We start from the raw sequence: 22,261 nt of genomic DNA, 5'->3' as shown, positions 1-22,261 counted from the left end.
ACAGATGACCCATGATCAACGTAGACCTGCAACAACTGATTCAGGCGCTGGACGCCGAAACCCGTCGTGACCTGGAAAGTTCGGCCGAACGTTGCGTCGCCCGTGGCGGTAGCAAAATCCTCGTCGAAGACCTGCTGCTGGGCTTGCTGGAGCGCCCGCAAGGCTTGCTCGCACGCGCGCTGCAAGATGCCGAAGTAGATGCCGGTGAACTGAGCGCCGCGCTGCAATCGCGGGTTGAGCACAGCGCTTCGCGCAACCCGGTGTTCGCCCCGGAACTGGTGCAATGGCTGCAAGACGCCTTGTTGGTGGCCAACCTTGAACTGGGTCAGAGCCAGGTCGAGCAAGCCGCGCTGATCCTCGCGCTGCTGCGCAACCCGATGCGCTACGCCGGCAGTCGCTACCAGTCATTGCTGGCCAAGCTGAACATCGAGCGCCTGAAAGAATTCGCCCTGTCCCAGAAAGAACAACCGGCCACCGGCAAACCGGCTGTGCCGGGTGAATCGCTGTTGCAGCGCTTCACCCACAACCTGACCCAGCAGGCTCGTGACGGCAAACTCGACCCGGTGCTGTGCCGCGATGGCGCGATTCGCCAGATGGTCGACATCCTCGCCCGTCGCCGCAAAAACAACCCGATCGTGGTCGGTGAAGCCGGCGTCGGTAAAACCGCCATCGTCGAAGGCCTGGCCTCGCGCATCGCTGCCGGTGAAGTGCCGCAAGTACTGAAAGGCGTCGAATTGCTGTCGCTGGACATGGGCCTGTTGCAGGCTGGCGCCAGCGTCAAAGGTGAATTCGAACGTCGCCTCAAAGGCGTGATCGACGAAGTCAAAGCGTCGCCAAAACCGATCATCCTGTTCATCGATGAAGCCCACACCTTGATCGGCGCGGGCGGCAATGCCGGCGGTTCCGACGCGGCCAACCTGCTCAAGCCAGCCCTGGCCCGTGGCGAGTTGCGCACCATCGCTGCGACCACTTGGGCGGAGTACAAGAAATACTTCGAAAAAGACCCGGCCCTGGCCCGTCGTTTCCAACCAGTGCAACTGCACGAACCGACCGTCAGCGAAGCGGTGACCATCCTCCGTGGCCTGGCTCAGGTCTACGAGAAGAGCCACGGCATCTACCTGCGCGATGACGCAGTGGTCGCAGCGGCCGAATTGTCGGCGCGCTACCTCGCTGGCCGTCAACTGCCGGACAAAGCTGTCGACGTACTCGACACCGCCTGCGCCCGCGTGCGCATCAGCCTCGCCGCTGCCCCGGAAAGCCTGGAACGCCTGCGTGGCGAACTGGCTGAAGGTGGCCGTCAGCGTCAGGCCCTGCGTCGTGATGCCGAGGCTGGTCTGTTGATCGATCACGAAGCGCTGGACGCTTTGGAAGATCGTTTGGCCGAAGCCGAAGACGAAATGGTCGCGCTGGAAGCGCTGTGGACCGAACAGAAAGAACTCGCCGAGCGCCTGCTGGACCTGCGTCAGCAACTGGCCAAGGCTCGTGAGGCTGCCGCTGTCGAACCAACCGTCACGGTAGAAGAAGACGCCGAAGGCACCGTGATTGAAACCCTCGAAGTGCCGGTGGATGAAGCGCAAAGCGTTGAAACCCTGGAAGCCGCACTCAACGAAACGCACAAAGCCCTGACCGAGTTGCAAGTCAAAGAGCGGCTGGTGAGCTTCGAAGTGTGCCCGCGTCTGGTAGCCGAAGTGATCAGCGCCTGGACCGGTGTGCCATTGGCGCAACTGGCTCGTGAGCACAACGCCAAGGTTGCGAGCTTCGCCACCGACCTGCGCACCCGCATCCGGGGTCAGGAACAAGCGGTTCACGCGCTGGATCGCTCGATGCGCGCCACCGCCGCCGGCCTGAACAAACCTGATGCACCGGTTGGCGTGTTCCTGCTGGTCGGCCCGAGTGGCGTCGGCAAGACCGAAACCGCGCTGGCCCTCGCAGACCTGCTGTACGGCGGTGATCGTTTCATCACCACTATCAACATGTCCGAGTTCCAGGAGAAGCACACCGTGTCGCGCCTGATCGGTGCACCGCCAGGCTACGTTGGTTACGGCGAGGGCGGCATGCTCACCGAAGCCGTGCGGCAGAAACCGTACTCGGTGGTCTTGCTCGATGAAGTCGAAAAAGCCGATCCGGACGTGCTCAACCTGTTCTACCAAATCTTCGATAAAGGCGTGGCCAACGACGGGGAAGGGCGCGAGATCGACTTCCGCAACACGTTGATCCTGATGACTTCGAACCTGGGCAGCGACCGCATCGCCGAACTCTGCGAAAACGGTGCACGGCCATCGGCTGAAGTGCTCGAAGAAACCATTCGCCCGGTGCTGAGCAAGCACTTCAAGCCGGCGCTGCTGGCGCGGATGCGTGTGGTGCCTTACTACCCAGTGGGTGGCCCGGTGCTTCGCGAGCTGATCGAAATCAAACTCGGCCGTTTGGGCGAGCGCCTGAACCGTCGTCAGCTCGACTTCTCGTACTGCCAGAACCTCGTCGATCACTTGGCCGAACGCTGCACCCAAAGCGACAGCGGCGCGCGCCTGATCGACCACTTGCTGGACCTGCACGTGCTGCCGCTGGTGGCCGACCGCTTGCTCGACGCGATGGCCACCGGCGAAAGCCTCAAGCGCGTTCACGCAACGCTCGACGGCAACGCCAGCGTGATCTGCGAGTTCGCCTGAGGTGGGTGTGATGTTCACTCGAGTGCCGCAACCACTGGTCTATGCCGAAGCCTTGCTGGCGCAGTTCGCCAGCCTGTCGCGGGCGGCGGACGGTGCTGCGTTGCTGGGTGACTTCGTGCGCGGTTTGGCCGAGCTCAGCGGTTGCGAGTTGACCCAGTTGTACCTGCTGGACGCGACTCACACGTGCCTGGGGATGAATGCCGAGTGCCTCAACGGCAGTCTGCAACCCCGGGAGTCGGCGAGCTTGTCGGCGGATTACAACGGTGAGCAATTATTGCAATTCGCCCTGTGCCAGAACCGCGTGGTCTGCCTCAGTGAATTGAGCGGCAGCCTGCACGAAACCTCGTTCCTGCCGAACCAGGCCACGCCATGGCAGTCGTTGCTGTGCGTGCCTTTGGTTAATCAGCAGAAGGCCGTTGAAGGTCTGCTGCTGTGCGCCAGTCACCGGGACATCGACCTGCACGGCTTTGCCGATTCTCTCGGGCAACTCGGTTCGTTCGTGTTGGGCCAATTGCATCTGCTGCAACGTTTGCGCCGGCCAGTTACTGAAGTGCTGCCGAGCCCGGTCAGCGTTCCGAGCATCAGCGGCTACGGCTTGATCGGCAAAAGTGCGGCCATGCGCCAGACCTATTCGCTGATCAGCAAAGTCCTGCACAGCCCATACACCGTGCTGCTGCGCGGTGAAACCGGCACTGGCAAGGAAGTCGTTGCCCGGGCGATTCACGATTGCGGGCCGCGCCGTTCCCAGGCGTTCATCGTGCAGAACTGCGCGGCGTTCCCTGAGAACCTGCTGGAAAGTGAACTGTTCGGCTACCGCAAAGGCGCGTTCACCGGTGCTGATCGTGACCGCGCCGGTCTGTTCGATGCGGCCAATGGCGGCACCTTGCTGCTCGATGAAATCGGCGACATGCCGTTGTCCCTGCAAGCCAAGTTGTTGCGCGTGTTGCAGGAAGGCGAAATCCGCCCGTTGGGTTCCAACGACACTCACAAGATCGACGTGCGCATCATTGCTGCGACTCACCGGGATTTGGCGGTGCTGGTCAGCGAAGGCAAATTCCGCGAGGACTTGTACTATCGCCTCGCGCAATTCCCTATCGAGTTACCGGCCTTGCGTCATCGCGAAGGCGACATTCTCGACCTGGCCCGGCACTTCGCCGACAAGGCTTGCTCGTTCTTGCAACGGGACGCGGTGCGTTGGTCCGAGGCGGCGCTGGATCACCTGTCCGGCTACGCCTTTCCGGGCAACGTGCGCGAACTCAAAGGTCTGGTCGAAAGGGCCGTGCTGCTGTGCGAGGGCGGCGAGTTGCTGGCCGAGCATTTTTCCCTGCGCATGGAAGCGATGCCGGAAGACAACAGCGGCTTAAATCTGCGCGAACGTCTGGAGCAGGTTGAACGCAGTCTGCTGCTCGATTGCCTGCGAAAAAACGACGGCAACCAGACCCTCGCCGCCCGCGAATTAGGGCTGCCACGCCGCACGTTGCTCTACCGCCTCGGGCGCCTGAATATCAATTTGGGTGATTTCGATGGTTAACCCAACGGCCATTCCTGCGTTGAACGCGCTCCTTGTGGTGAGCGGATTCCCTGTGGCGAGGGGGTTTCCCCCCGTTCGGCTGCGCAGCAGTCGCCATCCAGTAAATGCAGTTTGCCTGAATAAACTGGGTAGTCAGTTTTGGGGCCGCTTCGCGACCCAACGGGGGCAAGCCCCCTCGCCACAAAGGGTCACCTCAATACAGGTGTTCGGCTTAAAGCCATTGGCTAGAGCCTCCCAATCCACCTCATTCGCTTCCAACAGCGCCACCCGAAAGGGTCGGCGCTTTGTATTTTGTCTACCCCTGGAGACCCTCTGATGTCTGTTCGTCACTGGCAAGCCGTCCTGCTGACCCTCGTCGTTCTATGCGGCCTCGGCGGCTGTAGCGGCAATTACAAATTCAACGACAACACCTATCGCCCATTGGGTGATCCGCAGGCGGTCAATCGCGGCAAGTGACCGCAAGGAGCATCATCATGGAACTGGTTTTCGAAATGCTGAACACCAAGCAATTCGTGCCCACGGATTTGTGCCAGAAGACCTTCAAACAGGCCGGCGGCGTGATTGGTCGGGGTGAGGATTGCGACTGGATCATTCCGGACCGCAAGCGTCACCTGTCCAACCATCACGCGTTGATCAGCTACCGCGAAGGCACGTTTTACCTGACCGATACCAGCAGCAACGGTATCCAGGACAGCGAAAGCGGCGCGCGCTTGCGCAAGGGCGAAGCCATGCGCATCGAGCACGGCAGCGTCTACGTGCTGGGTGATTTCGAGATCCGTGCGCGGCTGGTCCGCGACCCGGCGACCTTCGACGTGGAAGTCGGCCGTCCGCAGGCGGCGGGCAGCATCATTCCTGATGATGCGTTCCTCGACCTCGACCCGCTGAACGCCCTCGATCAGCAAGAGCGCGTGTACTCGGAAATCGACGAACTGATCTCCCCGCGCAACGCGCCCGAAGATACTCGTCAACGCGCCGACTACGCGCGTATCGACATGGAAAGCCTGATGGTCCCGGAGCTGATCGACGCCCCGGCCGAACCCGCGCCAGCCCCGGCGCCGATAGCGGCCCCGCGTCAGAGCGAAGGTTTCTGGGAGCACTTCGGTGCAGCACTGGGCGTGGACCTCAAAGGCCTCGACCACGATGCCCGCGAAGCCCTGGCCCTGAACGCCGCGCGCCTGCTCAAGCAAAGCGTTGGTGGTTTGCAGCAGAGCCTGCGTACCCGCAGCGAGTTGAAAAACGAACTGCGCCTGGCCCAGACCATCGTCCAGGGCAACAACAAAAACCCGCTTAAATTCGCCGTTGATGCCGGTGAAGCGCTGGGCATTTTGTTGCAGCCGAACAAGCCGGGCCAGTTGCCGGCCGAGCAAGCGATCTCCCGTTCGTTCCGCGATTTGCAAGCGCACCAGGTGGCCTTGCTGACCGCCAGCCGAGCAGCGGTTCGCGGCACGCTGGAGCACTTCTCGCCCGAGCAGTTGACCTTGCGTTTTGAACGCGACAACAAACCGATCCTGGCCACTTCCGGCAGCCGCTGGAGAGCTTACGGGCGTTATCACCAGGCCCTGCGTCAGGACGATGACTGGAGCGAGCGCCTGCTGGCCCGCGACTTCGCCCAGGCCTACGAAGAACAGATCCGCCTGATTTCCACCCTTCACACCGACCACCAAGGATGATGCGCATGTCTCGCTGCTCGACCGCTTTTTTCAAGACGCTGACAGCGCTGGCTGCCCTGGTGCTGCTGGCCGGCTGCTCGTCGCTGTCGCCGTATTCCACCGTGACCAAACTCAACCTGAAGCTGACCGCCAGCGATCAGTTGAACCCGGACCTTAATGGTCGTCCGTCGCCAATCGTCGTGCGCCTGTTTGAACTCAAGCACCCGGTGGCCTTCGAGAACGCGGACTTCTTCAGCCTGTACGAGCGCGCCAAGGAATCCCTGGCCCCGGACATGGTCGCCACCGAAGAGCTGGAACTGCGTCCGGGCGAAACCGTCGAGCTCAAGCTCAGCGTGGAAGAGGGCAGCCGCTACGTTGGCGTGCTCGCCGCCTACCGCGACCTGCCGGAAACCAAATGGCGCTACACGGTGCAAATCACCCCGGTGGCCCTCACCGAGGCTGATCTGACCCTCGACCAGTCCGGCATCCGCAACACCAATGAAACGCTCGCCAAGGCGGTTGACTGATCATGAACTCCCATAAAGTCATTTGGCAGGAAGGCATGCTGCTGCGGCCGCAGCACTTCCAGCACAACGATCGTTACTACGACCACCAGATGAAGACCCGCACCCAGTTGTTGGGCAGCTACACCTGGGGCTTCCTGAACCTGGACATCGACTTGCAGTTCCTCAACATGGGCAAACTGGTGATCAGCCAGGCCTCGGGGATTCTGCCGGACGGCAGCCTGTTCGAACTGGGTGGCAACACCGAACCGTTGGCCCTGGACGTGCCGCCGAACACCGGCAACACGCCGATCTACCTGGCGCTGCCGCTGGTCACCGGCAACCACATTGAGTCCCGTCGCCCGGAGCAATCCGATGTGCTGGCGCGCTACACCGCGTATGACGCGGAAGTGGCCGACTCCAACGCCGGCGACGACTCTGCCAGCCAAGTCAGTTGCGCCCGCCCGGATTTCAAGCTGTTGCTTGGCGAGCAGCAGAGCGACCAGGCCTACGTGAAGCTGAAGATCTGCGAAGTGCTCGACACCACGCCCGACGGCGTGATCAGCCTCGACCCGGACTTTGTGCCGACCTACATTCAGGCGCATTCCTCCAGCTACTTGCTGTCGTGCCTCAAAGAAGTCATCAGCATGCTCGGCCACCGGGGCGACACCATCGCCGACCGGATCCGCTCCAACGGCAAGGTCGGTGGCGCGGAAGTCGGCGACTTCATGATGCTGCAACTGATCAACCGCACCGAACTGCTGCTGCGCCACTATTTGGGCCTGGAGCAAGTTCACCCGGAAGAGTTGTACCGCACGCTGCTGACCATGCTCGGTGATCTGGCGACCTTCTCCAGCGACAGCAAACGCCCGCGCCTGGACAGCCGTTACCAGCACAGCGACCAGGGCGCGAGCTTCCGCAAACTGATGGAAGCGATTCGTCAGGTGCTGTCGATGGTGCTCGAACAGCACGCCATCGAACTGGTGCTGCAAGCGCGTCAGTACGGGATCATCGTTTCGCCGTTGCACGACCACAAACTGCTGGGCTCGGCGTCGTTCGTGCTGGCAGCCAGTGCCAACTGCGATTCCGAAGAACTGCGCCATCGCTTGCCGGCGCACCTCAAGGTCGGCCCGGTGGAGCGTATTCGCCAACTGGTCAACCTGCATCTGCCAGGCATCAAGGTCAAACCGTTGCCGGTGGCCCCGCGGCAGATCGCGTTCCACTCCAACAAAACCTATTTCATCCTCGAACTCAGTTCCGAAGACCTGGCGCAACTCGAGCGCTCCGGCGGCTTCGCGTTCCACGTGTCCGGCGAATTTGCCGAGCTTGAACTGAAATTCTGGGCCATCAGGAACTGATCGATATGATTAAGGACATGGAACATAACCAGGACGATAAAACCGTCCTGCTCGACCGCCAGGGCCACGGCCCTGCTTCGAGTCCGCTGACTGACTTCGCTGCTCCGCCGCGTTTCGAGCAGTTGGAAGAACGGATGATCTACGCCGCGCGCCTGCGCCCGGCCGAAGCGTTCAACATCAGCCTCAACTCGCTGGTGGCCGCCGCGTCCGATCTGCTGTCGGAAGTGGTGCGCCTCAAGCACAGCGACACCCGCGAAGACATGTACGCGCTCAACGAGCGACTGACCTCTGCGCTGAAGCTGTTTGAAGTGCGCGCGCTGCACAACGGCGCCGAAAGCAGTCAGGTGATGGCCGCCCGTTACGTGCTCTGCACCGTGGTCGACGAAGCCGTCGTGACCACACCGTGGGGCAACGAAAGCGAATGGTCGCAGATGAGCCTGCTCAGCAGCTTCCACAACGAAACCTTCGGCGGCGAGAAGTTCTTCCAGCTGCTGGATCGCCTGTCGAAAAACCCGGTCAAGCACCTGCCGATGCTGGAACTGATGTACCTGTGCCTGTCCCTGGGCTTCGAAGGCAAGTACCGCGTGCAAGCTCGCGGCATGCTCGAGCTCGAAGGCATACGCGACGCTTTGTATCGCCAGATTCGCCAACTGCGCGGCGACGTGCCACGTGAGCTGTCGCCCCATTGGGAAGGCTTGAACGATCAACGCCGCAGCCTGGTGCGCATCGTGCCGGCGTGGATGGTGGTGCTGTTCACCGTGGTCTGCCTGGTGGTGATGTATTCGGGTTTTGCCTGGGTACTGGGCGAGCAACGCGAAACCGTTCTGCAACCTTATCAGCAGCTAGATCCGGCCGCGGTCCAGCCGCTGTCGAAGCCGTAAACAGGGACGTGTGATGAAAAAGTTTTTCAAGAAAGTCGGCGCATTCTTGCGCAAGACCTGGGTCTGGACCCTGCTGGTGGTGCTGTTCGTCGCGCTGCTGGTGTGGTTCGTCGGGCCGCTGCTGGCCGTCGATGACTACAAGTTCTGGGAAGGTTCGACCTCCCGCCTGCTGACCATCAGTGTGCTGTTCCTGATCTGGGGCCTGACCATGGTCTTCGTCAGCTGGCGCGCCGGTGTGCGTAAAAAGGCTGTCGAAGACACCGAAGACGGCCAGGATCGTATCCGCCGTGAAGAGCTGATCGACGAAGAGCAGAAAGAGTTGAAAGTGCGTTTCAAAGACGCGCTGAAAACCCTCAAGACCTCGAGCCTGTATCGCGGTCGCAGCGAGCGCTGGCGCAGTGATTTGCCTTGGTACTTGCTGATCGGTCCACAGGGCAGCGGCAAGACCAGTTTGCTGGACTTCTCGGGCCTTGAGTTTCCGATCAACAAGATCGACCGCAAACTGACCCGTGACACCCTCGGCACCCGTCATTGCGACTGGTACTTCGCCGACCACGGCGTGTTGATCGACACCGCTGGCCGTTACCTGACCCAGCCGGATGCCGAAGTCGATGGCAGCGCCTGGAGCACCTTGCTCGACCTGCTGCGCAAGCGTCGTCGTAACCGTCCGTTGAACGGCGTGCTGGTAACCATTCCAGTGGAAACCCTGCTCGGTGGCAGCGAGCAAGACCTCGACACCCTCGCGCGTCAGGTCCGTGCCCGCTTGCAGGACGTGCATCAAAAGCTGCACGTCGACGTGCCGATTTACCTGGTATTGAGCAAGGCTGATCGCCTGCTCGGGTTCGACGAGTTCTTCGATCAACTGACCCGCGAAGAAAGCGATCAGGTACTCGGCACCAGCTTCCGCAAAGAGCAGAGCGGCACCGACGTCGCCGTCCTGCGCGCCGAGTTCGAAGAGCTGCTGCGTCGCCTGAACAGCCAAGTGATCATGCGCATGCACCAGGAGCGCGACACCCAGCGCCGTGGCCGCATCCTCGACTTCCCGCATCAACTGGGGCAGATCGGCGAGCGCCTGTGCCTGTTCGTCGACATGGCGTTCACCGGCAACCGCTACCAGCGTGTCAGCCAGTTGCGCGGTTTCTACCTGACCAGCGCACCGCACCTGACTCAAGAGATGGACCAGACCACCGCCGGCATCGGCGCCAATCTGGGCATGAACGCCGGCATGCTGCCAACCCTGCGCAGCGGCCGTTCGCGTTTCATCCACCATTTGCTCAGCCGCGTAATTTTCCCGGAGGCCGATCTGGCCGGTCTGGACAAGCGCGAACGCAGCCGCATCCACTGGGGCCAGCGTGCCTTGTACGTGGGCGCATTGGCGGCACTGGGCCTGTTCGGTCTGCTGTGGGCGGGCGGTTTCTCTGCCAACTATGAGCGTCTGGAAAACCTGCGTTCCCTGGCTCAAAACTGGACCCAATCGCGCTCGGCATTGACCGCCCGTGATGATTCCATGGGCGTGCTCAAGACCCTCGACACCAGCTACGCGGCGACCCAGGTCTTCCCGAAAAAAGGTGACGTGGGTTACCACGAGCGCGGCGGTCTGTACCAGGGCGAAGACACCAACCCGGTGGTCAAGGCTGCCTACGAGCGTGAGCTCGAAGCGCAACTGTTGCCACGGGTCGCGACCCTGCTGGAAGGGCAGATCCGCGCCAACATGCAGGACCGCGAACGCTTGCTCAACAGCCTGCGTGCGTACCTGATGCTGAACATGAAGGATCGCCGCGATGCGGGTTGGCTCAAGGATTGGGTTGCCACCGAGTGGTCCCAGCGCTACGCCGGCAACACCGCCGTGCAGAATGGCTTGAACACCCACTTCGAGCGTTTGCTCCAGCAGCCGTTTGTCTACCCGCTGAACGATCAACTGGTGGCCCAGGCACGTCAGGTCTTGCGTAGCGAGTCCCTGGCCAACGTGGTTTACCGGATGCTCCGTGAGCAGGCCCGCAACCTGCCGGACTATCGTTTGAGCCAACACCTGGGCCCACAGGGTTCGCTGTTTGTCGGCACCGATTACGTGATCCCGGGGTTCTACACCCAACAGGGTTATCAGCAGTACTTCTCGGTCCAGGGCGCTACGCTGGTCAGCGATATCCTGCGTGACAACTGGGTACTGGGCGAAGGCTCGGGCATCAGCGGCATGGACTTGCGTCGCCTGATGGTCGAACTGGAGCAACTGTACTTCCGCGACTACGCCAACTTCTGGAGCGAAGCCGTGGGCCAGGTTGCATTGCCGGCGATCAGCGACTTCAGCGAAGGCGCCGAGCAACTGGCGGGCCTGACTTCGGCCAACTCCCCCGTGCTGCAACTGCTGGTGGAAGTGCGCGAGAACACCCGGTTCCCGGCAGACGCCGAACCGGCTGATCAAGCGGCTGATGCTGCTGGCGCACTGGCCGACCAGAAAGGCAAGTTGGGCAAACTCGGCAAACTGGCGGCGGCTGCTGCGGACAAGGCGTCGGACATGGCCGCAGCCAAGAACCTGCCGGACACCGCGAAGAAATCCCTGCAACGTCGCTTCGAACCGCTGCACCGTTTGCTGGATGACAACAACGGCCCGGCCGCTGACCTGACCCCGGCACTGACCGCGCTCAACGACCTGCAATTGCAAGTCGCGAGCCTGGCCCGCGCCAGTTCGCCGGAACAAGCGGCGTTCGAAATGGCCAAGACCCGCATGGGCGGCCAGCGTGATGCGCTGAGCAACCTGCGCAATGCGTCCAACCGCTTGCCGCGTCCGGTCAGTGTCTGGTTCAACGTGTTGGCCGAAGACACCTGGCGTCTGGTGCTCAACGATTCCTACGCGTACTTGAACCAGCGCTACCAGAGCGAGCTGTACGGCTTCTATGGCAAGGCGATCAACAAGCGTTATCCGTTCAGCGCCCACAGCACCAGTGACGTGGCAATCAGCGACTTCCGCGAGTTCTTCAAGGCCCAGGGTATCGTCGATCGCTTCTTCGACACCTACATGCGTCCATTCGTCAGCGGCGATCCGGGTAACTACCGCATGCGCAGCGTCGACGGTCACAGCCTGCCGATCTCCAAGGTTTACCTCGACCAAATGGCCGCGGCACAAACCATTCGCCAGAGCTTCTTCGCCGAGAACCCGGCCGAGCCGCAAGTGCAGTTCAAACTCGAGCCGTACACCCTCGACCCGGCCGTCAGCCGTTCCGAGTTCAAGTTTGGCGACAAGACCATCGAATACCGTCACGGCCCAATCGTGCCGGTGTCCTTCAAATGGCCGACCGATGCTGAAGACGGTCGTACCAGCCTGGTCCTCGACAAAATGGCTGGTCGCCCAATCGGTATCGAAAAGAACACCGGCCCATGGTCGCTGTTCCGTCTGTTCGACCTGATGCAGACCGAGTACCTGAGCGGTCGCGACGTGCTGGTGCTCAAGGCTGACGTGGGTGGCCTGCGCGCCAACTACTTGCTGTCGAGCCAACGCACGCCGAACCCGTTTGACATGGGCGTGCTGCGCACCTTCCGTATGCCGGTGCAGCTCTGATGCTGGTTGCCAGTCCCTGGCGCAGCGCTGCGCGTACCGATCCGGGCAAGGTTCGGGCGCGCAACGAAGATGCCTTTCTCGACTCGCCACAGCAGGGGCTGTGGGTGGTCGCGGACGGCATGGGCGGTCATCAGGGTGGCGACATCGCCAGCCAGTTGATCGTCGCCAGCCTGGCGGAATTGCCGGTGCAGGACGACTTCGACGAACGACTCAAAGGCATTCGCCAGTGCTTGCACTGGATCAATCGCCGCTTGGGTCAGGAGTTGACCGTCACTGCCGGGCGCCACGACAGCATCATGGGCAGCACCGTGGTGGCGCTGCTGGTAGAAGGCAGTCGCGCGGCCTGCATCTGGGCCGGCGACAGCCGTTGCTACCTGTGGCGTGGCCAGCGGTTGTATCAGCTGTCCAAGGACCATTCGCTGCAACAGCAACTGATCGACGAGCAAAACATGAGCGTCGAAGACGCCCGCGCGCATCCATCGGCCCATGCCCTGACCCGTGCGGTCGGGGCAGCCGATGTGCTGACGCTGGACGTGCTCGAACTCGAGGTTTACCCCGGCGATACGTTCCTGTTGTGCAGCGACGGTTTGTACCAAGGGCTCAGCAGCGATGCCCTGGGCAACGCCCTGAGCCTGACCGCGCCGCACGTTGCGCTGGAGCGTCTGTTCGACGGCGCTCTGCGTGGCTCGGCACGGGACAACCTGACTGCCGTGGTGATCCGCCAATGACTGAACTCATGCGACCGATCGACGACCTGCTGGTGAGCGAAGAGCAGGACAACAACCTGACCTACTTTGCGTTCGCCAAGCCCAATCAGGCTTCACCTGCGCTGGCGCCGACCCGGGCCAGCGTCGGCGAATTGCCCGACGTGCTCGCAGGCCGTTACCGCATCGAGCGCCTGCTCGGTGCCGGTGGCATGGGCGCGGTTTACCGTGCCCGGGACCTGCTGAACGAACAGTTCGGCGATCCCGACCCTTACATTGCGCTGAAAATCCTCAGCGAAGAATTTGCCGAATCGCCGGACGCCAGTGCCTTGCTCTACAGCGAGTTCGCCCTGACCCGACGCCTGCGCCACGACAACGTGCTGCGCTTTCACACCTTTGAAGTCGACACCGACTGCCAGCGCGCCTTCATCACCATGGAACTCATGCGTGGGCTGACCCTGGACAAATTACTCTGCGAGCGGCCCCAAGGCATGCCGTGGAAAGAACTGCGCGACATCGCGCTGCCGCTGCTCGACGCGCTGGCCTACGCCCACGCTCGCGGCGTGCTGCACGGTGACATGAAACCGAGCAACGTCATGCTCAGCGAAGAAGGCGTGCGCCTGTTCGACTTCGGCCTCGGCCAGGCAGAAGAGGGCATCTTGCCCGGCCTGCCGCACTTGAGCCGCAGCCGCTTCAACGCCTGGACCCCCGGCTACGCCGCCCCCGAACTGCTCGAAGGCCAACCGCTGACCGCCAGCGCCGACGTCTACGGCGTGGCCTGCGTGCTCTACGAATTGGCGGGCGGCAAACACCCGTTCCGCCGCTTGCCCTCGACCCAGGCCCGCGACGAACGCCTGGAGCGCGAGCTGCATGCACCGAAGAATTTACCGAAACACTGTTGGCCAGCCCTGCGAAAAGCGCTGACCTTCAACGCGGCTGATCGAACGATCACTGCTGCCCAATTGCGTGACGCCTTGGGCGCCACTTCGTCTTTGCTGCAACGCCTGCGACGTCGGGCGTAACGGATGACTACCGAACAGGGAGCAAGCCATGTTCAACCCAGCTAACGAAACCCACTTCAGCCTCAAAGTCGAAGACTACGACGGCGACCTGCAAGTGCTGTCGTTCACCGGCACCGAAGGCATCAGCCAGCCGTATCGCTTCGACATCGAACTGGTCAGCGAAAACCCGGACCTGGACCTGGAAAAACTCCTGCACAAACAGGCGTTCCTCGCGCTCGACCCGCAGGGCAGCGGCATCCACGGCCAGATCTACCGCGTGGCCCAGGGCGATGCCGGCAAACGCCTGACCCGCTACAAAATCTCCCTGGTGCCGCAACTGCAATACCTGCATCACCGCACCAACCAGCGCATCTACCAGCAGATGTCCGCGCCGAAAATCATCGCGCTGATCCTCGACGAGCACGGCATCAAGGGCAACGCCTACAAATTCCAGTTGAGCGTGCCGTGCCCGGACCGCGATTACTGCGTGCAGTACGACGAAACCGACCTGCACTTCATCCAGCGGTTGTGCGAAGAGGAAGGCATTCACTACCACTTCCAGCACAGCGAAAAGGCCCACCTGCTGGTGTTCGGCGACGACCAGACCGTGTTCCCGAAACTCGGCCAGCCAACTGCTTACGTGCAAGGCAGCGGAATGGTTGCGGATGAACCGGTAATCAAAGGCTTCAAAATGCGCCTGGAAACCCGCACCAGCCGCACCACCCGTCGCGACTACGACTTTGAAAAGCCGCGCCTGCAACTCGAAGCCGCCTACAAACCTGAAGGCGAAAGCACCGAGCCGGATCTGGAAGACTACGACTATCCGGGTCGTTTCATTGACCGCGCGCGGGGCAAATTTCTTAGCCAGAGAGCGTTGGAACGTCATCGCGCGGATTATCAACAAGCCGAAGGCTGGGGCGACCAAACCACGCTCAACAGCGGCCACTTCCTGGAAATCTCCGACCACCCGCGCACCGCGTGGAACGACCTCTGGCTGCTCACCGAAATCTTCCACGAAGGCAAACAACCCCAAGTCCTCGAAGAGTCAGTGACCAGCGACACCACCGACAACAAAGACGACTTCCACCAGGGCTACCGCAACCGCTTCCTGGCCACGCCATGGAACGTGTTCTACCGCCCAGCCCTTGAACACCCGAAACCCCGCGTCCTCGGCAGTCAGACCGCCATGGTCACCGGCCCCAAAGGTGAAGAAATCCACTGCGACCAATACGGCCGCATCAAAGTCCAATTCCACTGGGACCGCGAAGGTCTGGCGGACGACAAAACCAGCTGCTGGATGCGCGTCTCAAGCTCCTGGGCCGGCGACCGCTACGGTGCCATCGCCATTCCGCGCATCGGCATGGAAGTGCTGGTGACCTTCCTCGAAGGCGATCCTGACCAACCGCTGGTAACCGGTTGCCTGTACCACAAGGAAAACCAGGTTCCCTACGAGCTGCCGGCCAACAAAACCCGCACGGTTTTCAAAACCCTCAGCTCACCGGGGGGCGGCGGGTACAACGAACTGCGGATTGAAGACAAGAAAGGTGCGGAACAGATCTACCTGCATGCTCAGCGGGATTGGGATGAAAACATTGAGCACGACCAGAAGATCCGCGTGGGGAATGAGCGGCATGACACGGTGGAGAAGAACACCTACACCGAGTTAAAGGCTGAGGAGCATCGCACCACGATTGCGGATCGGAAGACTGAGACGCGGATGGATGATCATCTGACGATTGGGCAGAACCAGCATGTGAAGCTCGGGACTGCGCAACTGACGAGTGTGGGGAAAGAGATACATCTGAAGGCTGGGGCCAAGATTGTCATCGAAGCGGGGATGGAGCTGACCATTCTTGGCGGTGGCAGCTTTATCAAGCTCGATGGCGGCGGCGTGACGGTGGTTGGGCCGGTGGTGAAGATTAATGCTGGCGGGGCGCCTGGGAATGGGACCGGGATCGGGATTAAACCGCCGGTGCTGCCGGGGGCGGCGGATAAGGATAAGGCGGGGAGTTTGATGGATCAGGCGTTGGCGAATTCGGTGCCTGAGAAAGCTAACCCTCGACCAATGCGAATGATCAGGTTCTCGGGTTGACCTTCAGCGGATAAAAAAGGATTAGGTAAACGTACAAATGACAGAGCCAGTGAAAGTTAAAAAATGGTCGTACCCATTAAAGATAGGCGGCGCAAGTGGGGCTGATCCACAACAGTTTTACGCAGCATTAGCGAAAGCGCAGGACGGCTATTACCCACTTGGCAGCAATGGTTTGTGGCATGGCGGCGTGCATTTTGATGAGGCATCCGGATTAGTCTCGGCACAGAGTGAGGTTCGTTGCATCGCTGATGGGCAAGTTGTTGCCTATCGTATAGATGACACCTATCCGGCTACGGTATATACGGATCGCACCGCTTTTGCTTCGACAGGCTTTGTGCTGGTAAAGCATCTCTTGGAGATGCCTGCCCCCGCTGCACCTTCTGACTCGGCCACTGCTCAAGCTGCGGGCCCGATATTGACGTTTTATAGCCTGTACATGCATCTGTTGGACATGGAAGGTTACAGGACGAAAACACCCCTGTTGGAACGGCCGTCATACTGGGTTAATGGTGGCTATCAAGTAAAAGCAGATGTAAGTGATCCTGTCGAGGGTTTGAACGTACGCGCCGACTTACCTGAGACAGCGGACTACACCCATATTTTGACTACATTGCCACGTGGCACTACCGTCACCACTGGAGACGCGAGTACAGATGGGAAATGGCTAAAAGTTGTCAGTGTGTCGCCGGAAGCTGACCAATCCGTAGCTATAGGCGGTTGGGTGTTCAAAACCCAAATGAACAGTAAAGGTGCAAATCAGTACCTGATTGGCGAGCTAGCGAAAAATATACCTGCTAATCACGCCAAGGGTTTGAGAGTGCGTAGGACCGGTTCGACTACCGGCGAGGTTATGTCGATACTGCCTGCTGGCACTCAAATTGAGATCAGCCAAGAAGGCGCAGTTGGTCACTACCGAAAATTAGTGAAAATTGTGAGTGGAAATCCAATCCCTGCACTTGCTCCTGATGAAACGGGCAATGTTGGAGGTTATGTATGGTTTCCCTCGCTTGAAACCAAGACTGAACCCAAGGAGATGGGAAAGGTCGTTCTGCTCGATGAGCCTGTGACCATCAAGGCTGGTGCGTTGGTGGGCTTTGCTGGCCAATATCAGGAACACGATGAAGGAACCGCTCGCAATCTAGTTCATGTGGAAGTATTCACGTGCGATGACATTGAGAAATTTGTTTCTCTTAGCCAAGGTAAAGCCGCTGCCTTACCAGAAGATCAAAAAAACCTGCTAAAAATTCACAAAGATACAAAGCTCATTACTCATCGCCCAGATATAAGTGCGACCAATCCACCACAAGCCAACGATGCCGGCGTGGTGATTGGATATGATCTGGTTGTTCCCTCTAGTGTTTTAGAGGCCTTGCCGGATTCACAAAAAATCAAACAAACTGTCACTACTCCAAGTTCAGGTACCACGCCTGCCGCTTCTAGCACTACTCGATGGTGGCGTCTCGAAGGATTGCTTGGAGACGCGCAAGGTAATCCTATAAGCGGGTGGGTGGGGGAAAAGATTTGATGACCACCCGCCATAATCCGTGGGATTGGATTGGATTCAAGTTTATTGAAGAAACGGAAAGTAATGCTGAACATCTTTCTTCATACCTTCATGATCGCGATCTGCTTACCGAAGCAGAAAAAGCTACATTCGTTCCTCTCGCTAGCAAGTCGACTAAGGGGCCAGTAAAGGAAAGGCTGTACGATATTATTGATACTGATAAGAACGATAGGCTGACCACAACGGAGATTCAAGCGGCACTCACAAAGCCTTGGTTCGCGCAATCTATATCGCAGCTAATTACAAAGTGTGAAAGTGAGTGGTTCTATGAAGCGGAGAAATGGGATGCGCTCGACAAGTTAATGGGGCATACAGTTGATACTCCTAATGTAAATTGGGTTCAGCAAAAAAAACGAATCAAAGAGCTATCTTGGTGGAAAGAAATTGTCTCGCAGGAGGGGTTAAGTCCAGATGGTAAAGTTTGGCATATACATGCAATTGGATTGATAGCGAATTTTGAGCAAAAGAAAAAATGCACATGTAATGCTGTCGTAAAAGGTACGAAGTGGTATTCTAATTTCGGGCCAGTAGTATGGGGTGAGGGAAAGCTGGGGGATGCCCCACAGTGGGCTGCTATCGAGGCGTCTGGGAAGGTTACAGCATTCGAGAAAAAAGTAATTACAGCGATGTGCGAGAATGAAGGGAAAATAAATGCAGTGCAGGCATATGATAGCGAGATAATAACTGCTGGAGCAATGCAGAAAACGATCAATCCAGATGGCGAGGGAGAGCTTCCGATTCAAGTTAAAAAATTCAAAGAGCTGTATCCTGATGAATTTTTTGAGCTGTTTGAGAGTCAGGGGTGGTATCTCGATATCAGCGCTGCTAAACCGAGAATGTATTACCAGCATCCTGATTTTCTGGATGGGGAAAAATTTGAGGGTGAAGATCTTAGAAAGAAATTGAAACTAGGTTTCTCACTAGCAACGTACGGGAAGGTTGTCGAGTGTAAACCAGTGTCAGTGATGTCCTGTGCAGTGGGCAGCTCTTTATATGTCGAGCTTCAGATCACAGACTTCATAGATCGATTGAGAGACGTTTTGCTGAAAGTGCCAGGTACGTATGGCTTTTCAATTGGCAAGGTTTTTCTTTCGGCGCTAGGGCAGGCAACGGCCCTGGATGAAAATGTTAATAGACCAAGTAAGGTTGCAACTAATGTTAAAAGAGCCTTGGATAAATTCTTTTTGCAGAACCCAGGGGTCAGTAAAGACATAACTACTTGGGGTGTTAATCACCCCATATATGAGCGAAAAATTTTAGATATTTACGGGCCGGATCGCCCTGAGATGACAGATCCGGGGCCAAGGTTTATTAAATTAAAGGCTGCGCTGAATGTTTAATATCTTTGTTTTATTTATGGTTTCTTGTTTTGTGTCCATGCAGACGGCTCATGCAGATGCAGTGGCTATGGAAATTAAAGGGGTGAAAAATACCTCTTTGAGTGCTCGAAGCTTCAATAAAAAATACGGCGGCTGGCGTGATATAGAATATAACGCTACTTCAGTGTCGTTTAAAGTATACGCCGTTCCTATTGGAATGGAGCCATCGGAGGACGGGGTAGTAGCAAACCCTGATACGGATTCTCTTTCTCCAGATAAAAAATATTTGATAATTCAAAGGACTAACGCTGGGGAGGTGGTGGATGACGAGGGTAATAGCATTATTTCTTCTCAAGCATATTGTGATGTGATTTCAATGGAAACCGGCTGTGTTAAAAATATAGGATCCGTGCAGCAGTGTGAAGGGACGTGGCAAAATGGAAAGTGGAAAACTTCCAGGGGGATTTTTTGATTTTTCTCAAGGAGGTAAGCCTCCAAAGCTTCTAATTACTAATGCCTCGCGGGACACTGAAAATCAATCGCGCGCTAGTTTTCTGAGGGATTATGTTTTCATGGGTATCCCCTCTTATATGGCATGTTATCCCCCTGAGAAAAATATATCTGAATATAATGATATGGGGTTTTATTTTGCTCAGGGAGGTGAACATCTTTTAGCGATGCAGGTTTATGATCGTTTATTAGTTGTCGCGCCGGATAGGGTGCCGTTAAAGCTCAACGTTGCTGACTCTCTATGGGCGCTTGGGAAGGAAGATGAAGCAAAACAATACTATGCTGAATATATTGGTGCGATGAAGAAAAAAATATGGAAAGTAAAATTCCTGGTAGGGTTAAGGAAAGATTGAATTAAAGAGGAGTCAGGGGCTGGTGATTAAATTAGTAAATTGCGCGAAAGGTGCCAGATTTATTTGTCCTGCTCGACTAATCAAATGGGACGGATTATTTTCCAGCCCGCCCCACGGACACCTCTTACTTTTTCGCTACCTGCCTCGCGGCGATTAATTCTTCCAGGTGATCCAGCGCACGCTCCACCATCAGTTGCGGGGTGAAATGGGGACAGACCACGTTTTAGTAATGATCCGAAAAACGTGGTCTGTTCCCACTTTCCCCGGTTAATTTGGGTAGCTATGTTTATGGCGGCAGAAATGGTAATGGAAACGAGGCGAGCCAAGAAGGGTATAAGTATCGGGGTAGAGGCATCATCCAATTAACCGGTAAATCTAACTATCGTGAATATACACGAATTCATAATCTAAGGGATCCTGCGGATCCCAAGGACTTTGTGGTAGATCCCGATCTGATTGTAAATGAATTAAAGTATGGGATAGAGTCGGCGTTTGTTTGGTGGGATATGAATAATATGAATGGTCTGATTGCAACCTCATATGCTTCGCGGACTGAGGCGAATATCTCGCTACATGTTGCCGATATATCTACTAAAGTGAATGGCGGAACAATTGGTTTGGCAAATAGGGTGATCTTGTTTAATAATCTGCGCGGAATGGTTGAAGCGGAGTTAAATTGATGAGAAATATTGTTCTGTTTTTGATTTTTGGCTATTCCGCTTGGTTAAGGGCGGAAGGTCAAATTATTGTTTTGGATCCGCCTTTCAATGAAGCTGTAAAAGTAGAATTTTCATCATCTGAAAGCGACCGAGGGCAAACGCTAAGAGGTAGTTTGATAGCCAAAGGTGGGAAGCGCTATGCAATTCCCGACACTTGTGAGCCTGAGGGAGGGGAAGCTGAGTTAACTGACGCATTTACCGTTAAAGGGAGAGAAGTATATTTTCTTTTTACGTGCGTTTGGGCTGTTCAACACTCGGGTCTCGGGCTAAGTGGTAAGCAGTATGAAACCTTTGTTTACTCCGGAAGTGACTTGGCTTCGATCGGGAATATGAAATCACTATCCCAAAGTCTTTCTGCATATGAAGGTAGTTTGGAGGAGGGGGTAATAGCTATTCTTGGTATACGCAGCGTAAACTTGCCGCGGAAAAGATAGCTGAAGTAGAAGCGGGTAGAAAAATAGACTCTATAGCGTTGGCGCATAATGTCGTTTTGGTTCGTTTGAAAGATATGGATTACGATGCGATTAAATCTTATCTTAATCCTGGGCGGTTACTGCAGTTGCAAGTAGATTATCCTCTAAGTGCTTCTACTGTAGTTGCATATAACGATTTTGGTTATGCTTTGGCGCAAGCAGGGGAATACGATAGTTCATATAAGCTTCTGGCGGAAATCGAAAAGAATTTTCCTAGTAGAGTGGTGTTGAAGCTCAATATCGCAGATGTGCTCTGGGAGACTGATAGGGCGCGGTCAGCGGCTTACTATAAAGAGTATGTCGACTTGATGCAGAAGTCAGGAAAAGCAAAAAACATACCTAAGAAGGCGCTTGAGCGAAGTCAAGAGAAGTAAGCTATGTTTTTAAGAAATAATATTGGCTCCCACGTTTTAATAATGATTTGAAAACGTGGGCTGTGCCTGAGGGATCCCCGATTTTTCTTACAGAAAATCAAGAAGTTGCAATATTGAAGAGACCTGCATGAGTCGGCAACTTGATTTGCACCACACAAATACAAGTTTTGGGTGTCCGGTCTTCGCCCGCTAATAGCCCAAAGTGGAGCGACTCGATAGCATTCTGCGACATTGCAGGGAGAAGTTTTAACAACGGCTTCTCCGATGTCTCATTGGATAAGGCGACGTTTTCCGACACCGAATTGCAGCTGACCTTCAAGCTGATGTCGTTGGTTGGAGTGAATGAAATTACCGAGTTATGCAAATTCAGCGTTGATGGTGAACGTCTCGCTGAACCTGAATGTACGGAGCAGTAATGGTCGTGTATTGCACATCTGTCAGCCGGGCCATCGGAGAGTCACAGTGAAAGTCGTTTCGCTGCTGTTCCTGGCATTGCCGTGGGCATTGTCCGCTAGCGCAGCGCCGGCCGGTGTCAGTACAAACCAAGCAATGCCCGCCGCCATGGTCGCTGCGCTAACGAAGGAAAGTGAAATGCCTTTCGATAGTTTCCACTCCATTGCAGGTGGCGTCGTGAACTGGAGTGGTGGAACGATTACTGCCGTGGTGATTGAAGATCCGAATAGCATTTGTGCGATTTACAGGTATCAAGACGGCCGGTTGGATCTGCCTTTTGACGGCGTGCCCTGTAAGTTTCTGGGGCCACCCACGCTGATGTCGGACAGAAAAACTGCTTTGCCCGATGTCGTGTTCGCCGTCGAGTTGTTTGTCCCCAACCGGGGCGGGATGGCCAAGCACAAGGTCGCGTTTTATTACGATGCCGAGAGGAACGCTTATTGCGAGAGTCAGTCGCTTGCGAGTTGGTATCTGTCGGGAAATCGGGCGCTGGCTCCTGATCTTCAGGATGGACAGTGTGTAGCGGGATCGGAATAGGCCCGTGTCCCCGATCTCTCA

At 57.2% G+C, this 22,261-nt stretch carries 19 protein-coding genes; all 19 read left to right on the top strand.

What is annotated here, in order from left to right:
- Positions 1-11 precede the first annotated feature (11 nt).
- Positions 12-2,666 carry a type VI secretion system ATPase TssH gene (tssH, locus tag JFT87_RS04060; protein ID WP_201199029.1) on the top strand — a complete coding sequence of 885 codons (2,655 nt, stop codon included), beginning with the start codon at positions 12-14 and terminating at the stop codon, positions 2,664-2,666.
- A gap of 10 nt (positions 2,667-2,676) precedes the next feature.
- Positions 2,677-4,197 carry a sigma-54 interaction domain-containing protein gene (locus JFT87_RS04055; protein ID WP_201199022.1) on the top strand — a complete coding sequence of 507 codons (1,521 nt, stop codon included), beginning with the start codon at positions 2,677-2,679 and terminating at the stop codon, positions 4,195-4,197.
- A 315-nt stretch (positions 4,198-4,512) separates the two neighbouring features.
- On the top strand, positions 4,513-4,653 hold the full coding sequence (locus tag JFT87_RS04050; RefSeq protein ID WP_008030659.1) for a hypothetical protein: 141 nt from the start codon (positions 4,513-4,515) through the stop codon (positions 4,651-4,653).
- A gap of 17 nt (positions 4,654-4,670) precedes the next feature.
- On the top strand, positions 4,671-5,867 hold the full coding sequence (gene tagH, locus JFT87_RS04045) for a type VI secretion system-associated FHA domain protein TagH (protein ID WP_201199013.1): 1,197 nt from the start codon (positions 4,671-4,673) through the stop codon (positions 5,865-5,867).
- A gap of 5 nt (positions 5,868-5,872) precedes the next feature.
- Positions 5,873-6,373: a type VI secretion system lipoprotein TssJ gene (tssJ, locus tag JFT87_RS04040; RefSeq protein WP_201199011.1), complete on the top strand. Its 501-nt coding sequence runs from the start codon at positions 5,873-5,875 to the stop codon at positions 6,371-6,373.
- Positions 6,374-6,375: 2 nt separating this feature from the next.
- A complete protein-coding gene (tssK, locus tag JFT87_RS04035; RefSeq protein WP_201190514.1) occupies positions 6,376-7,707 on the top strand; it encodes a type VI secretion system baseplate subunit TssK in 1,332 nt (443 codons plus the stop codon).
- Positions 7,708-7,712: 5 nt separating this feature from the next.
- A complete protein-coding gene (icmH, locus tag JFT87_RS04030; protein WP_201199003.1) occupies positions 7,713-8,588 on the top strand; it encodes a type IVB secretion system protein IcmH/DotU in 876 nt (291 codons plus the stop codon).
- A 13-nt stretch (positions 8,589-8,601) separates the two neighbouring features.
- Complete coding sequence (gene tssM / locus JFT87_RS04025) at positions 8,602-12,141, top strand: type VI secretion system membrane subunit TssM (RefSeq protein ID WP_201198996.1); 3,540 nt, start codon at positions 8,602-8,604, stop codon at positions 12,139-12,141.
- Positions 12,141-12,869, top strand: coding sequence for a PP2C family protein-serine/threonine phosphatase (locus tag JFT87_RS04020; RefSeq protein ID WP_201198987.1), 729 nt, complete (start codon positions 12,141-12,143; stop codon positions 12,867-12,869). Before tssM ends, JFT87_RS04020 begins: the two co-directional genes overlap by 1 nt.
- The gene (locus tag JFT87_RS04015; RefSeq protein WP_201198985.1) at positions 12,866-13,867 is read left to right on the top strand and encodes a serine/threonine-protein kinase; all 1,002 of its coding nucleotides are present in this window, start codon (positions 12,866-12,868) and stop codon (positions 13,865-13,867) included. The genes JFT87_RS04020 and JFT87_RS04015 overlap by 4 nt, the downstream gene beginning before the upstream one ends.
- Before the next feature lie 28 nt (positions 13,868-13,895).
- Entirely contained in the window at positions 13,896-15,938 is a 2,043-nt protein-coding gene (locus JFT87_RS04010; RefSeq protein ID WP_201198983.1) for a type VI secretion system Vgr family protein, read from the top strand.
- A 49-nt stretch (positions 15,939-15,987) separates the two neighbouring features.
- On the top strand, positions 15,988-17,463 hold the full coding sequence (locus tag JFT87_RS04005) for a hypothetical protein (RefSeq protein WP_201198981.1): 1,476 nt from the start codon (positions 15,988-15,990) through the stop codon (positions 17,461-17,463).
- Positions 17,463-18,842 carry a hypothetical protein gene (locus tag JFT87_RS04000; RefSeq protein ID WP_242487235.1) on the top strand — a complete coding sequence of 460 codons (1,380 nt, stop codon included), beginning with the start codon at positions 17,463-17,465 and terminating at the stop codon, positions 18,840-18,842. The genes JFT87_RS04005 and JFT87_RS04000 overlap by 1 nt, the downstream gene beginning before the upstream one ends.
- Positions 18,835-19,293 carry a hypothetical protein gene (locus JFT87_RS28285; protein ID WP_242487234.1) on the top strand — a complete coding sequence of 153 codons (459 nt, stop codon included), beginning with the start codon at positions 18,835-18,837 and terminating at the stop codon, positions 19,291-19,293. Before JFT87_RS04000 ends, JFT87_RS28285 begins: the two co-directional genes overlap by 8 nt.
- Entirely contained in the window at positions 19,259-19,684 is a 426-nt protein-coding gene (locus tag JFT87_RS28280) for a tetratricopeptide repeat protein (protein WP_242487233.1), read from the top strand. The genes JFT87_RS28285 and JFT87_RS28280 overlap by 35 nt, the downstream gene beginning before the upstream one ends.
- Before the next feature lie 272 nt (positions 19,685-19,956).
- Positions 19,957-20,364 (top strand): hypothetical protein, encoded by a 408-nt coding sequence (locus JFT87_RS03990; protein ID WP_201198979.1) that lies wholly within the window; start codon positions 19,957-19,959, stop codon positions 20,362-20,364.
- The gene (locus JFT87_RS03985; RefSeq protein ID WP_201198978.1) at positions 20,364-20,837 is read left to right on the top strand and encodes a hypothetical protein; all 474 of its coding nucleotides are present in this window, start codon (positions 20,364-20,366) and stop codon (positions 20,835-20,837) included. The genes JFT87_RS03990 and JFT87_RS03985 overlap by 1 nt, the downstream gene beginning before the upstream one ends.
- Before the next feature lie 74 nt (positions 20,838-20,911).
- Positions 20,912-21,250 (top strand): hypothetical protein, encoded by a 339-nt coding sequence (locus JFT87_RS03980; protein ID WP_201198977.1) that lies wholly within the window; start codon positions 20,912-20,914, stop codon positions 21,248-21,250.
- A gap of 342 nt (positions 21,251-21,592) precedes the next feature.
- Positions 21,593-22,240, top strand: a complete 648-nt coding sequence (locus JFT87_RS03975; protein ID WP_201198976.1) for a hypothetical protein — start codon at positions 21,593-21,595, stop codon at positions 22,238-22,240.
- The last annotated feature ends 21 nt before the right edge of the window (positions 22,241-22,261 follow it).

The organism is Pseudomonas sp. TH15 (assembly GCF_016651105.1).
Taxonomy (GTDB): domain Bacteria; phylum Pseudomonadota; class Gammaproteobacteria; order Pseudomonadales; family Pseudomonadaceae; genus Aquipseudomonas.
This window is presented reverse-complemented; position numbering and strand designations above follow the sequence as displayed.

Coding starts and splice junctions, on each gene's coding strand:
- tssH (WP_201199029.1), top strand. CDS start 12: ATGATCAACGTAGACCTGCAACAACTGATTCAGGCGCTGGACGCCGAA.
- JFT87_RS04055 (WP_201199022.1), top strand. CDS start 2,677: ATGTTCACTCGAGTGCCGCAACCACTGGTCTATGCCGAAGCCTTGCTG.
- JFT87_RS04050 (WP_008030659.1), top strand. CDS start 4,513: ATGTCTGTTCGTCACTGGCAAGCCGTCCTGCTGACCCTCGTCGTTCTA.
- tagH (WP_201199013.1), top strand. CDS start 4,671: ATGGAACTGGTTTTCGAAATGCTGAACACCAAGCAATTCGTGCCCACG.
- tssJ (WP_201199011.1), top strand. CDS start 5,873: ATGTCTCGCTGCTCGACCGCTTTTTTCAAGACGCTGACAGCGCTGGCT.
- tssK (WP_201190514.1), top strand. CDS start 6,376: ATGAACTCCCATAAAGTCATTTGGCAGGAAGGCATGCTGCTGCGGCCG.
- icmH (WP_201199003.1), top strand. CDS start 7,713: ATGATTAAGGACATGGAACATAACCAGGACGATAAAACCGTCCTGCTC.
- tssM (WP_201198996.1), top strand. CDS start 8,602: ATGAAAAAGTTTTTCAAGAAAGTCGGCGCATTCTTGCGCAAGACCTGG.
- JFT87_RS04020 (WP_201198987.1), top strand. CDS start 12,141: ATGCTGGTTGCCAGTCCCTGGCGCAGCGCTGCGCGTACCGATCCGGGC.
- JFT87_RS04015 (WP_201198985.1), top strand. CDS start 12,866: ATGACTGAACTCATGCGACCGATCGACGACCTGCTGGTGAGCGAAGAG.
- JFT87_RS04010 (WP_201198983.1), top strand. CDS start 13,896: ATGTTCAACCCAGCTAACGAAACCCACTTCAGCCTCAAAGTCGAAGAC.
- JFT87_RS04000 (WP_242487235.1), top strand. CDS start 17,463: ATGACCACCCGCCATAATCCGTGGGATTGGATTGGATTCAAGTTTATT.
- JFT87_RS28285 (WP_242487234.1), top strand. CDS start 18,835: ATGTTTAATATCTTTGTTTTATTTATGGTTTCTTGTTTTGTGTCCATG.
- JFT87_RS28280 (WP_242487233.1), top strand. CDS start 19,259: ATGGAAAGTGGAAAACTTCCAGGGGGATTTTTTGATTTTTCTCAAGGA.
- JFT87_RS03985 (WP_201198978.1), top strand. CDS start 20,364: ATGAGAAATATTGTTCTGTTTTTGATTTTTGGCTATTCCGCTTGGTTA.
- JFT87_RS03980 (WP_201198977.1), top strand. CDS start 20,912: ATGGATTACGATGCGATTAAATCTTATCTTAATCCTGGGCGGTTACTG.
- JFT87_RS03975 (WP_201198976.1), top strand. CDS start 21,593: ATGAAATTACCGAGTTATGCAAATTCAGCGTTGATGGTGAACGTCTCG.